Source organism: Bacillus silvicola (assembly GCF_050524305.1).
Taxonomy (GTDB): Bacteria; Bacillota; Bacilli; order Bacillales; family Bacillaceae_G; genus Bacillus_A; species Bacillus_A cereus_AT.
In genome coordinates, this window is record NZ_JBNGVC010000001.1 from 544160 (window position 1) to 557944 (window position 13785).

Here is a 13785-nt window from a genome sequence, read left to right on the forward strand (position 1 = left end):
GTATGACTCCCACTAATTAAAGTTTCTCTTTATCCTCTCACATGCCCTATTACTGTTAGAATATCTATGTCTATATGTACACTAATAATATCTTCTATAATGTCCGTATATCCTTGGCCTAAAGGTGTTCCGTAATGTAATAAAATCTCTTTTTTTTCATAAACTGACTTCGGTACTGTAAAAATAAATTTCCTCATATTCCGCTCATCAGCAGGCTCCAGAATTAAAACAATGCCATCCTCTTCAAACATATTAATCACGCCTTCCAACAATCCATTCACTATGGCTCAAGTATTGCCTTGAAAGGATAGGTTTTAAACACCCTTTCTAACAATATATAACCAATTCATGATCAAGTAGCTTATACGACCTATATGATTTCACCACAAATACAAAAACACAAACCTTGAACTATCAAGAATTTGTGTTTTTTTTCATGTCATTCTTATATACCTTTATCAAGCTCGTATAACCTACGATATTTCTCATTTTCTTTCAGTAGCTGTTCATGGCTACCTTGCATAGCGATTTGACCACTATCAAGGAAAATAACTTCATCTACATGTTCAATTCCTACAAGATGATGTGTAATCCAAATAACAGTCTTTTCTTCTGTTGCAGAGAACATTGTTTCTATTAAGGCTAATTCCGTTTTAGGGTCTAAACCGATAGTCGGTTCATCAAGTACAATGATTGGTGTTTCTTGCATAAGGGTTCTCGCAAATGCTACCCTTTGCCTTTCTCCGCCAGAAAACCTCTTTCCCATTTCATGCATTTTTGTTTGTAATCCATCAGGAAGAGAAGCAATGTGTGGTGCTAGCTGCGCTTTCTCTAAAGCTTTCCATATCTCTTTATCATTAGCCTCTGGTTTACCGATCCGCACATTATTTCCAATTGTCGTATCGAATAAATGTGGTTTTTGGTTTAATACAGAAATATATTTTGACAAAAGATTCGTATGAGCTTGTTCACCATTCAATATAACTTGGCCACTCACCGGACGTAACGCCCCAGTTAACAGTTTTAGTAAAGTAGATTTCCCTGTTCCACTTCTACCTAAAATAGCAATTTTCTTTCCTGCTTTTATTTGTAACGATACATCTTTTAATACAGTCTCGTTACTATCTGGGTAACTATACGATATATGATTCAGTTCAATATCTACATGTTTTGGTGCAACGTAATCTTTATCTCCATGCAAATCCATTTCATCATGTAAAACACTTTCACTTTCTACACGATTAAGACGATGAGCAGATTCTACATACGATGGGATTCGATCGATGGCATCTGAAATAGGAATAAGCGCATTCGTTACAGATAAAGTCATTAATACGAAAGCCGCGATAACTGTAGGTGCAATCTGTTCACTTGACGCTTCATTCCCAGTCCATATAATCATTGAAATAACTACAATCCCTACTACTAAATGAATGAGACTGTCTCGAATATGATACCAGCGTTTCACTCTCTTCTCCGTTTTTAACAATTGATCATTTTGCTCTACATACGCATTAATAAATTCATTTTTTCTACCACTCGCCTGCCAATCAGATAACCCAAATACTACATCTGTCAATTGTTGATACAAACGATTTCTTCCTTGCTTCAAAGCGATATGATGTCGTTTCATTAAAAGCAGTGATACAAACGGAAGAAGAAAAACGATAATAGCTAACATACAGCCTGCAATGAGTGCAAATACTAAATCAAATGCACCGATAACAAGTACGAAGATGCTATATACAACTAACGCTAATATACTAGGAAATATTGTTCGTAAATATAGATTCTGTAAATGTTCAATATCCTCAGACAATACACCTAGTACATCACCAGTTTGAAAGCGTGAGCGGAAAAATAACGCCTGTGGTTCTACAATTCTATATAGTTTCGTTCTCATTTTTTCTAATATACGTAGTACAACATCATGCCCAACTAAACGCTCTAAATAATGAAAGACCGCTTGTCCTATACTAAATGCACGCGTTGCGACAATAGGAACATATACAGCCATTACATTTTCTGGTCTGAGAGCAGATTTAGAAATTAAATAACCTGAAATAAAAAGTAACATCGCACCCGAACTAACCCCAAGAAGCCCCAGGAAAATAGTCAAAGTCATTCTACCTTTATTTTGCTGTATATAAGGCTTAATCCAATTACTCATCGCTCTCCCCTCTCTTCCCTATGAAAATGTAATGTCTCATTCTTTAAATGTTCTTCATATGTTCCACTTTCTTTAATTTCCCCTTTATTTAAAATAAGAATATGATCCATTTGCTTCATCCAATGCAGACGATGCGTTGCAAGAAATACTAACTTACCTTCAAACAGACGTAACATCGATTGCTTTATTTCAAATTCAGTTTCAATATCAAGATGTGCTGTAGGTTCATCTAATAAAATAATTGGCTTTTTACTTAAAAGTGCACGTGCCATAGCGACACGTTGTTCTTGTCCGCCACTAAGCATACGTCCACCTTCTCCAATTCTTTCGTACATCCCATGTGGTAATGATGCAACTAGCGAACGAAGGCCCACTTCATTTATAACTCTCTCAACTTCTTCATCAAGTGTATTCGCTTCATAGAAACAAATATTATCTTTTAACGAAAGTGGAAAAATATAAGGTTGTTGCGGAATATAAGCAATGTTTTTTTGCCAATCTTCTCGAGTAGATGCGTCAATTTCCACACCATTTACAATCATATTTCCACCAGACGGATTTAGAAATCCTGCTAACACATCGATTAGCGTTGATTTCCCTGCCCCACTTTCACCAATAATGCCTATAGCACCGTTACCTTGCCAAGTAAAATCAATTCCCTCTAATATAGCCTTTTCAGATTCATCATTATTTACTTTTACATCTTGTAATTTCAAGCTACTAGAAGAATTCCATACTATATCTACATTTGAATCCTTCTTTTCTATTTCTTTTTGTTTCTGTAGAATTTCTTCTATTTGCTCCATTGCAAGTTGTCCATCTAATGTAGCATGATAATTCGCTCCAACTTGCTTAATCGGCAGAAAATATTCCGGCGCTAAAATTAAAATCGTAAGAGCTGGTAACAGTATAATTGTCCCATCTATTAACCGTATCCCTAATCCAACTGCTACAAATGCAATTGATAAACTCGTAAAGAAATCTAATGCAAAAGAAGAAAGAAAAGCAACTCGCAAAGTACGCATCGTTGCTTTTCTATATCGTTTACTCACTTTTTCAATCTTTCCTTCGTGCTGTTTACTTTTCCCTAAATACTTTAATGTTTCTAACCCTTTTAACGTATCTACGAAATGATTAGAAAGTACACGATATGTTTCATATTGGCTATCCGCCATTTTCTGCGCTGCTAATCCTAGAAGGATCATAAATATAATCACAATCGGAATCGTTACAACTAAAATGATTCCAGACTTAATATCCAGTGTAAAAACATATAGAACAATTAGTCCTGGTACGATACTACTTCTAATCATTTTAGGAATTGTTAATTCAATATAAGTTTTGAATTTCTCAATACCTTCTATCGATAAAGTAACCAGATGACCAGTCCCATTCGTTTGGACAAATCTAGGTCCTAATGTAAAATATGCTTCTATTAACTGTTTACGTAATGCCAATCCTGTTTTTTCAGCGAAACGCTCAACCAATATTTGCGATGCGCGCACCAACATTTGGCGTGCTGCAAACATAACTCCAAAATAAACAGTTTCATTTAGCACAGCTTGCACTGTTTCTCCATGAAATAAAAATGTGATTGCTCGTGCTAAAAACACTGTCTGCGCAATGATACTACACGCCTCTAAAATGCTAATAAGACTTAAAGTCACATATAAAACTCGGCTACCAGGATACGACGGAAGTCCTCTTTTTCTTTTCATTAGTACTCCAAATCTTTGTCTGACTTAACAGGTTGTCTAAATACATAGAAACTCCATATTTGACTACCGATAACAAACGGTAAAATAGCAAGAGAAAAATAGCTCATCAGTTTTAATGCATAAGGTCCTGATGCCGCATTATAAATTGTCAAATCATTTACCGCTCCTAATGAGCTAATCATGACACGCGGGAACATACCGATGAACACACTTGCACTTAGCAAAATGATTGTTAAACTCGTCATAAAGAAAGCCCAACCATCTCTTCTTCTTTTATTTAATAAAGTAGAAACAAATAGCGCTACAAAAGCTCCAATTGGAACCATTAGCCACTCTGAACCATGTGCGGTGAAAATATCTGTTTTCCATAACCCTACAGCTGCAAAAACAAGAAGTGTTATTAATGCAAAAGGTGCAATCTTTGTCGCGGCAATACGTGCACGTTCTCGTAATTTTCCTGTTGTACGTATAGTAAGAAATTGCAAACCATGAACAATACATAGAAGAAGAAACATAACTCCTCCAAGTAACGCAAATGGGTGAAGTAATTTCATAAATCCGCCTACCATATTTTTACTTTCATCAATTGGTACACCTGTCATAAAGTTTGCGATCGCAACTCCCCAAAGTATAGGAGGTAGCATGCTTCCAATAAACATGCCCCAATCCCAGAAACTTTTCCACTTATGGTTTTCTATTTTCGCACGGAATTTAAAGGAAACGCCTCTTATAATTAAAGCAAGAAGCATAAACACAAACGGAATATAGAACCCACTAAATAAAGTTGCATACCAGTGCGGAAATGCCGCAAACATAGCACCACCAGCACAAACAAGCCATACTTCATTTGCGTGCCAAAACGGTCCAATTGTATTTAAATATATTCGCTTTTCCAAATCGTTCTTTCCTAAAAACCTTGAAACGATTCCTACACCAAAATCGAAACCTTCAAGTACAAAGAACCCAACGAATAAGGTTGAAATAATTAGAAACCATAACTCATTAAGAGATAACATACTCTTCCTCCTTATCAAATGGATCATGGCTTTGATAATCCTTTTTCGTTTTCTTATTCGCATGTCCTTTAATGATACGAACGAATAAGTAAACAGTAATGCCTCCAATAATTACATATAATGATGTGAATGAAACAAGAGAGAATAATACTTCTCCAAATGTAACGTTTGGAGATACTGCATCTTCTGTTTTCATAACACCGAAGACAACCCAAGGCTGACGTCCCATTTCAGTCATAATCCAACCTACTGTATTTCCGATAAACGGTAGTGCAATTGCATATACCATTAATTTTAAATACCAAGTTTTTTCAGCTAAACGATCTTTTCTTGATAAGAACCAGCCGTACACTCCTAAAAGAAGCATGAATGTTCCACTCATTACCATCGCTCTAAAACTCCAGAACATAATATGTACTGGCGGAATATAATCCCCAGGTCCATATTTTTCTTCATATTGTTTTTGAATTTGATTCATTCCTTCTACTTGACCGCTAAATTTATCGTATGACAATAGACTTAGCATATAAGGGATTTGAATTTCAAACGAATTTTCTTTCTTCTCTGTATCAATTTTTGCAAATACTGTAAATGGCGCAGGATCTTCACTCGTATTCCATAATGCTTCAGCTGCTGCCATTTTCATTGGATGTGTCTTAATTAAATTTTGTGCTTGTGCATGACCGAAAAATAATACCAATGCTGTTGAAATTGTTCCGACAACGATAGAAACTCTGAAAGACTTCTTAAACACCTCAGTCTCTTGTTGTTTTGCAATTTTCCATGCACTAACACCAGCAATAAAGAATGCGCCTGTTGCAAGTGCCGCTGTAATTGTATGCGGGAATTGCACCCATAGTTGTGGATTTTGAATAATCGCCAAGAAATCATTCATCTGCGCACGTCCATCTGCAGCCATTTCATATCCTACCGGGGACTGCATAAATGCACTTGCAGTTAAAATCCAAAATGCTGATAACATTGTTCCTATTGAAAGGAGCCAAATACATAAAAGGTGAACTCGCTTCGGAAGTTTATCCTCACCGAATACCCATAAACCTAGGAATGTAGACTCAATGAAAAATGCTAATAAACCTTCAATTGCCAGTGACGGTCCGAAAACATCACCAACAAAACGTGAATATGTTGACCAGTTCATACCAAACTGAAATTCTTGTAAAATACCTGTTACAACACCTACTGCAAAGTTAACAAGGAATATTTGTGTCCAAAACTTTGTCATTTTCTTATAAACTTCTTGTCCCTTTACCACATACAACGTTTGCATTAACGCAATGATAAAAGCTAAACCAATAGATAGCGGAACGAAAAAGTAATGAAAAATCGTTGTAGATGCAAATTGTATTCGTGCCAATTCGAGCGTTTCCATGCTAAATTCACTTCCTTCATAATTTTTTATATCGTAATATCGATTGAATTCACTTCATAACGAACAATTCAATCATTTGGAAATACAAAAAGATAAATTCGTTTATGTACTTTCTGAAAATATAGATTGTCAGTTTTTTAGATAATTACAAAAGAACTTTCTTCATACGATTTACCTTTTCACTATTTCAGTAGTGTTTTATTCGTTAATCGAATTGTATAATATACTTACATAATAAATTCAGGTGATTTTTGACGTATTATTGACAGGATTTTGTCTGAAATATGTCTTTTGTAATTTTTTTGAATTAGATTTCTCACATTTTAAAAACTTGTTTTTCAAACATACAACAGACTCTTATATCAATTATTATTACGTTTTTCTCTTCATGCGCTTGACTTTCCTCTTAAAAAATGTCCTCAAATCAAACCTGGAAACACGCTATATTTTTGTCAAGAGAAAAATGTATTTACAAAATTCAAATTAAGAATATTGTTATTCACAAATAGAAAAACCCTTTCCTTTTTTAGACTAAAAATTCATTTTTTCGTCATTTTTCAAAACTGAATTAACATAAAAAATACCGAGAGTCAGCTAGACTCCCGGTATTTCCCAATTATTTTGCTATGTGCTTTCTAACAGCCGGCATAATTTCAGTTGCAATTAATTCGATGTTTTTCTCAATCTTATCAAATGGTACACCGCCAAAATCAATTTGTGCCATAAAACGTTGTTGCCCAAATAACTCATGTTGATACAGCATTTTTTCAATAATTTGTTGCGGACTACCAATCATTAACACGTCACGATAATCTACTGCATTAGTAAATTGTTGTTTTGGATACCCACCACCACGTAGTGCAAGCATACCAGCATGAATATGAGGATAATATTCACTAAGTGCATCTTGTGAATTTTCTGCTGTATAAAATAAACTTGTTGTAGCAATTGGTAATGTTGCTGGATCAAAACCACTTTGTTCAGCAGCTTCACGATATGCATCCACCGAAACTTTAAAATTAATGGCTGGGCCACCAAGTGTCGTAAGCATCATTGGTACACCTGCGTGACCTGCCTTAATTGCACTAGCAGGTGGCCCTCCAACAGCACGCCAAATTGGCATATTGTTATTTTTTGCTCTCGGTATAATTGTCGCATGTTCAAGCGGCGTTCTAAACTGCCCTTTCCATGTTACACTTTCTTCTTTACTTATTTTTAATAAAAGATCCATCTTCTCTTCAAATAGTTCTTCATAATAATTTACATCGTAACCCAGTAAACTATATCCCCCAATACGAGATCCACGACCAGCAACGATTTCCGCACGACCATTAGAAATTAAATCGATTGTAGCAAAATCCTCATATACACGAACCGGATCTGACGTGCTTAATACTGTTGCAGAACTCGCGATTTTAATGTTTTCCGTAGTTTGTGCAATAGCTCCTAAAATAACTGTATGAGCTTGCGTTGTAAAATGCGCTTGATGACTTTCACCGACAGCAAACACATCAAGTCCAGCTTTATCTGCTAACTTAGCTGTTTCAATTAGTTCATGAATTCTTTTTTCTGCACTTATTTTCGAACCATTATGCGGATTTAAAATGTGATCTCCAATTGAATATAATCCAAATTCAATTCCTTTACTTGTATCAATACGGTATTTTTCCATAGTTGTCCTCTCCCTTTTAATCAAGTGGTATTAATTTCTCTTCAATCTCTTTTCTTCTCTCTTCTAAAAATGGTGGTAAATCTAGCTCTTTTCCTAATTCAGCAACTGCTGAATCTACAGTAAATCCTGGTCCATCCGTCGCAATCTCAAATAAAATTCCATTTGACTCACGGAAATATAAACTTTTAAAATAAAAGCGATCGATAATCCCAGTTGATTGGAACCCTTTATCTTTCACAGCTTCATTCCAATAACTCAGTTCTTCATCATTTTTTACACGAATAGCTAAATGATGAATACTTCCTTTTCCAGGTCTTTCACTCTCTCCTTCTTGCTGTTTCACCAAAATTTCTCCAAAAGATTGACCGGCAATAGATTGATAAATCCCCTCATCATCTGAACGAGATACTTCTTTATAACCAAATAAACCTGTTAATGTTTTTGATAATTTATTTAAACTGCGCACTGTCATTTCAACTGTTCCCATACCTAAAATACGATGATTCTGCTCTACAGAAGAGTCATCCCATGCAGTCCAATATTCAGGTACCTCTTCACCGTTATTATTTAGTAGCACTAACCGTAGGCCATCTGGATCTTCAAAGTGCAGTGCGTCTCGGCTGGCGTAAGTTGTAATTTCTCCATGCGCCACTTGAAGCGACTCAAAACGTTTCTTCCAAAATGTAAGGCTTTCTATTGAAGGTACGAGCAAACCTATTTGCGTTATTGCATTTGTGCCACGGATTGTTCTTCCTACATTCGGCATTTCAAAAAATGATAATTCAGTTCCGGCACTCCCTGTTAAATCGCCATAAAACAAATGATACATAAATGGATTATCTTGATTGACTGTCTTTTTCACTCGGCGTAATCCTAAAATATCTCGATAAAAATCATTATTCGTTTTCGCATTTTTAGTCACCATAGAAATGTGGTGATGTCCTGGAATTGTATACATAAAACTTCCTCCTCTTTATCACTTGATTAGTCAATTGAATGAGTAAAAAAAATTACTCATTCGGTAATTCTTTTTTTTCACTATGCTTATGAACTTTTGTCATCAACTCGTATAGTATTTTCTGCTCTTCTTCATTTAATACATCATCAAAAAATGATGATTGAAATGCAAGTTGCTCTGGCAATGCTCTTTCTAAAGCCTCTTCCCCTTGCTCTGTAAGACTAATTGTTTTCGTTTTCCAATCTTGTTTTCGTATAATATATCCTTCTTTTTCAAGACGTGTTAACATTCGAGAAATACCGCCTTGTGTAACGGTAACCTTTTCTGCTAACTCCATTTGTGTTAATGGCTGATAAGTCCGTATTTGCAAAAGCACATCAAATTGAGCTGTCGTTAAATCAAAACGTTTTAAAAACTCATTTGACATTTGATTACTTTGGTTCGTAAATCGTATTAGGCGTAACCATATTAATGATCCTATCGTATTCTCACGCATGTTTCATCACTTCCTAGCGTTGATCTTACTATCACTTTACCACTCAAGTGATAGTAATGCAAGTAGAAATACGTTAAAAATATCTCCCAAAATCATTATTCTTAATTTTCCATTTCATTCATTGCTATATTTAAAGCTGCCACAGCTTTTGGCCAACCAACGTAAAAAGCCATATGTGTTATTAATGTAACTAATTCATTCTCCATCATCCCATTTTGTTTAGCTAGCTTCAGATGAAATGGTAATTGTTCTATATTACCCAGACTGATTAATGCCGACAATGTACATAAGCTTCTTTCTCTTAATGTTAAAGCGGCATCCCCCCACACTTCCCCAAATAATATCTCTTCACTATAATGAGAAAATACAGGTGCTATTTCTCTCATTTTCTTTGGAATATAAAATTCAATTGGTTCATTCATCATTTTTCTCCCTTCATTTTTACCAATTGTGCCATCCCTTGACCAAATGACCAGTTTTCAGCAGCTGTCTCATGTAATGTAATAAAAATGTCAGTAACTTTTACGTTGGAATATTCTGAAATCCCAACGGATATAGATTGATACAAACCTTTTTTCTGTTGCACTGTTCTTCCAGGTCCACATGTAATAGAAACATGAATCATATTCTCAGTTCTCATTTCTCCTCTTTCCAACAAATAATATGGATTATACAAAAATTGTTTTCGTTGATAAGGTAAAAACATTTGAAAATAATCATTTTCAGGGATGTTAAAATGTTCAATTAATGAAAGATGGATACATTCACCTATCTTTTTCAACTCTTCTTTATTTAATATATTTTCATTATAATAAACGTTCACAAAAGGCATACATTTTCATTCCTTTTTCTTAATTTAGCATTCAACAACATATCATCGTGAAATATGTAAAATCTCATAAATAGTAACATCGTCCATTACATCTATTTCAGGCTTTTCCTTATAAAAACTGAATTGACTATATCCCCACTTATCCGGATTATAAACTATTACATTTCCTAAACATTTTTCTATGTTTTGCACATTTTCATTTACTTTATTTAATTGCGTCCCAATCAGCGATTTACTTGGAGAAATACTTCTTGCATATTCAACAGCATATCTACTTTTTCTAAAATCATTACTTAAATTAACAATTAATGGAACACCTATATTTATTTGTTGCCACCCAAACGATTGCAAAATATTATCGTAATACCCTTCAAAGATAAATTTGTTCATCCCTTCATGACCATTCCAAATATATAAAGGTGCATAACAATTATGGAAATCCCCATACTTACCTGCCTCAGCAATTAAATAAGCCTTAAAATTCAACCCTTGAAAACCATCCGTTTTATAACCATTCTTTTTCACCCTTTCTCTAATAGTCCCCATATCATAATCTTTTGGCAAAATGACCTTATATTGCATACCAATCATGTTTATCACTCACTTTCAATCTTATATACATAATGATAAACCGATGATCGGCTGACGTAAAATAGGTATAAATTATGTTTGGTATCATTTATAATGATACCGTATAAGGGGCTGAAATGAATGGAAATAAATGATCTTATCATATTTAAAACTGTAGCTAACGAAGGATCTATTAGTAAAGCTGCTAAAGAGCTAGGCTATGTACAACCAAATGTAACTGAGCGAATCAAAAAATTAGAACAAGAATTAGAAACACCTTTACTACATAGAGATAACAAAGGTGTTTCCCTGTTACCTTCTGGTGACATTTTATTAGACTACACGAATAAAATATTAGCTCTTTTAGAAGAAGCGAAAGATGAAATTAAAACAAGTACTTCTTCTTATGTAATAGCGACGTCACAATCTATTTTGACTAATTATTTAAGTATGCGTATTAAAGAAAATTTCAGGAATTATCAAATATATATAGAAAGTAGTAGCCATTTACAAAAACTACTACAGCAACAAAAAGTTGATATGGTCATAACTTATGAGGATTATCCCGACGCAGCGTTTAAAAAAGTATTCACCACTTCAGTTTCTGTAGGCTTATTAAAAGCGAAAGAACAGTGTAACATTGACTTTTCAAAAGAACTTTTCTTTGTTAGTAACGATAAAAAGTGCCCTTTTAGAAATATGACAATACAATTTCTAAAAGAAAACAATCTATCCCAGCATCAACTTCAACAGTTAGATTCTTATTCGCTTATTGAAGAGTTTATTGTTGAGGGAAATGGGATAGCTTTTTTACCGATTAGAAATGATAAATTAGTTCCAGTTGAAAATGTCGCGGTTGAAAAACTACCTATTAACTTCTTCACAACTCGAGACTTAGAAAAAGCGATTCCTGGTGAACTATTTAATTAATAAAGAGGCTACACTTGTCGTATTTTACGGGTAAATAGATATCCTTTTTCGAATCGCTAATATAACCTTCATATACTATCGGCTTAATACAATAAAAAGGGATGTTACCTAGTTAATATGTTTAACTACTAGGACATCCCTTTTCATCTTGAAGACTTATTTTACACGTTCTGTTCCACCCCTGTACTCTTCTCCTTCTTACTTCTTTTAAAATTCTTCAACTTCTTAATCGTTCCAACTAATCCTTTTGGAAAAACTAATAACACGATAATGTATAATAAACCTAGAATAATCGTCCATCTTTCAAAAATCGGATATTCTGTTGCTAGTTCTGATAAATAATATTTAAGTGATTCAATAATTCCAGCTCCAGCAATGGCTCCTATTAACGTTCCAACTCCTCCAATCATTGTCATCAATAATGCGTTTAGCGTCATTTCAATTGAAAATACCGTCGTATTTACAAAACGCAATGTGATGACAAATAAACCACCGCTAATTGCCGCTACTACTCCTGCTACTACACTTGCGATAATTTTATAATGAAGAACTTTATATCCAAGTGCTTCAACGCGTTGTTCATTTTGTGAAATGGCCTTTAATACTTTTCCAATTGAAGACTTTGTGAAAAGACGTAACAAGATGAAAATGACGATTAGACATATAAATGTTATATAATAAAATGTAAAACGATCACGGAATATATTTGGTACACCAAATGTAAATCCATCTCCTCCGTGAGTCAGTGAACGCCATTTTTCAGCAAGTACAAAAAACAGCTGGGAAATAGCGAGCGTTAACATTGCATAAAAATGACTTTTCAAACGTAATGAAAGCATACCAATTATATAACTAACGATGGCTGATACAATAATTGCGGCTGCTATTCCTATAAAAAAATTTGTGATAGACACCCCTTGCCGATCAAATAAGAGTGCCACACCATACGCTCCTATTCCAAAGAACATACAATGACCGAATGAGACAATGCCTGTATAGCCAAGTAGAACATCAAAGCTCATAGCGAAAATAGCGAAGATGAAGATTTGAGTGAACAAAATTAACAAGCTCCGTGAATCATTTACGAATGGAAATACACTTAAACAAATGAGCATAAAAACTCCGAAGTATACTTTAATTCGATCCGATGTGCTGTTCACCGTTTCACCCCTTTTCACCAACAAGTCCAGTTGGCTTCACTATTAAGAAAAATAGTAACATTAACATATTAATTGCAAGTGATAAATCCGGTATAAAATATGCTGTAAAAGCACCAGCTAATCCAACAATTAAAGAAGCGATTGCTGAACCTTGTACGCTTCCTAATCCTCCTATTATCACTACTATAAAAGCTAAAATCGCATACTGCATACCCATCTCGGCGAAAATAACACCTGAATACGGTGCTAATAAGAAGCCTCCCAAAGCCGCCATCCCTGCTCCTAGTAAAAAGACGAAAGAAAATATCGCTTTTACATTAATACCGAGCGCTTGAACCATCTCTTTATCCATTACACCTGCGCGAATCATAAGACCTATCTTTGTTTTTTTGAGCAATAATAGTAAGGCAATGTAAATGATGATCCCAATTAAAATAACGAATAGACGATATTTAATTAATATAACGCCTTCAAATGTATAACTACCTTGTAACCATAACGGTAATTTAGCACCAATTGGATTTGGCCCCCAAAATACTTTAATACATTCACTAAGTACAAGCATTCCTCCAAGCGTCACAAGAAGCTGGCGAACATGATTTCCATATACCGGTCTAATAAGGAACCTTTCTAAAATGAATCCAAGAAACATCCCCATAGCAATTGCTCCAATTAAAGCGAGTAAATAGCTTCCAGTTGTATTAAATATCCATACACCTGTAAAAGCTCCCCATGCAAATAACCCACCATGTGCGAAGTTTAGAACGCTCATTAAACCGAAAATAAGTGAAAGACCTGACGCTAATAAAAAAATGAGCATCCCTGTTGAAATCCCATTTACAAATAAATTGATTAACACATCCATCCTTCTCA

At 34.6% G+C, this 13785-nt stretch carries 14 protein-coding genes; 1 reads left to right on the forward strand and 13 read right to left on the reverse strand.

What is annotated here, in order from left to right:
- Positions 1 to 29 precede the first annotated feature (29 nt).
- From ACP6L7_RS02820 to ACP6L7_RS02870, 11 genes are all read right to left on the reverse strand, one after another.
- Positions 30 to 251: a hypothetical protein gene (locus ACP6L7_RS02820; protein WP_097832477.1), complete on the reverse strand. Its 222-nt coding sequence runs from the start codon at positions 249 to 251 to the stop codon at positions 30 to 32.
- Positions 252 to 445: 194 nt separating this feature from the next.
- Positions 446 to 2170, reverse strand: a complete 1725-nt coding sequence (cydC, locus tag ACP6L7_RS02825) for a thiol reductant ABC exporter subunit CydC (protein WP_097832478.1) — start codon at positions 2168 to 2170, stop codon at positions 446 to 448.
- A complete protein-coding gene (gene cydD, locus ACP6L7_RS02830; RefSeq protein WP_097832479.1) occupies positions 2167 to 3888 on the reverse strand; it encodes a thiol reductant ABC exporter subunit CydD in 1722 nt (573 codons plus the stop codon). The genes cydC and cydD overlap by 4 nt, the downstream gene beginning before the upstream one ends.
- Positions 3888 to 4904 (reverse strand): cytochrome d ubiquinol oxidase subunit II, encoded by a 1017-nt coding sequence (gene cydB / locus ACP6L7_RS02835; RefSeq protein WP_002126907.1) that lies wholly within the window; start codon positions 4902 to 4904, stop codon positions 3888 to 3890. The genes cydD and cydB overlap by 1 nt, the downstream gene beginning before the upstream one ends.
- Positions 4891 to 6294, reverse strand: a complete 1404-nt coding sequence (gene cydA, locus ACP6L7_RS02840; protein ID WP_097832480.1) for a cytochrome ubiquinol oxidase subunit I — start codon at positions 6292 to 6294, stop codon at positions 4891 to 4893. Before cydA ends, cydB begins: the two co-directional genes overlap by 14 nt.
- A 616-nt stretch (positions 6295 to 6910) precedes the next feature.
- Positions 6911 to 7966: an LLM class flavin-dependent oxidoreductase gene (locus ACP6L7_RS02845; protein WP_097832481.1), complete on the reverse strand. Its 1056-nt coding sequence runs from the start codon at positions 7964 to 7966 to the stop codon at positions 6911 to 6913.
- A gap of 16 nt (positions 7967 to 7982) precedes the next feature.
- Entirely contained in the window at positions 7983 to 8924 is a 942-nt protein-coding gene (locus tag ACP6L7_RS02850; RefSeq protein WP_097832482.1) for a ring-cleaving dioxygenase, read from the reverse strand.
- A gap of 52 nt (positions 8925 to 8976) precedes the next feature.
- Entirely contained in the window at positions 8977 to 9420 is a 444-nt protein-coding gene (locus ACP6L7_RS02855) for a MarR family winged helix-turn-helix transcriptional regulator (protein ID WP_001208967.1), read from the reverse strand.
- 101 nt (positions 9421 to 9521) lie between these two features.
- Positions 9522 to 9845 carry a carboxymuconolactone decarboxylase family protein gene (locus tag ACP6L7_RS02860; RefSeq protein ID WP_170961035.1) on the reverse strand — a complete coding sequence of 108 codons (324 nt, stop codon included), beginning with the start codon at positions 9843 to 9845 and terminating at the stop codon, positions 9522 to 9524.
- Positions 9842 to 10252 carry a tautomerase family protein gene (locus ACP6L7_RS02865; protein ID WP_097832484.1) on the reverse strand — a complete coding sequence of 137 codons (411 nt, stop codon included), beginning with the start codon at positions 10250 to 10252 and terminating at the stop codon, positions 9842 to 9844. Before ACP6L7_RS02865 ends, ACP6L7_RS02860 begins: the two co-directional genes overlap by 4 nt.
- 42 nt (positions 10253 to 10294) lie before the next feature.
- Entirely contained in the window at positions 10295 to 10843 is a 549-nt protein-coding gene (locus ACP6L7_RS02870) for a DUF4865 family protein (RefSeq protein ID WP_097832485.1), read from the reverse strand.
- 120 nt (positions 10844 to 10963) lie between these two features.
- Between ACP6L7_RS02870 and ACP6L7_RS02875 the strand changes: the two genes are divergently transcribed.
- Positions 10964 to 11752 (forward strand): LysR family transcriptional regulator, encoded by a 789-nt coding sequence (locus ACP6L7_RS02875; RefSeq protein ID WP_097832486.1) that lies wholly within the window; start codon positions 10964 to 10966, stop codon positions 11750 to 11752.
- Positions 11753 to 11913: 161 nt separating this feature from the next.
- Here ACP6L7_RS02875 and ACP6L7_RS02880 read toward each other — a convergent pair whose 3' ends face one another.
- The gene (locus ACP6L7_RS02880) at positions 11914 to 12867 is read right to left on the reverse strand and encodes a branched-chain amino acid ABC transporter permease (RefSeq protein WP_097832507.1); all 954 of its coding nucleotides are present in this window, start codon (positions 12865 to 12867) and stop codon (positions 11914 to 11916) included.
- A 49-nt stretch (positions 12868 to 12916) separates the two neighbouring features.
- The gene (locus tag ACP6L7_RS02885; protein ID WP_000382784.1) at positions 12917 to 13777 is read right to left on the reverse strand and encodes a branched-chain amino acid ABC transporter permease; all 861 of its coding nucleotides are present in this window, start codon (positions 13775 to 13777) and stop codon (positions 12917 to 12919) included.
- Positions 13778 to 13785 lie beyond the last annotated feature (8 nt).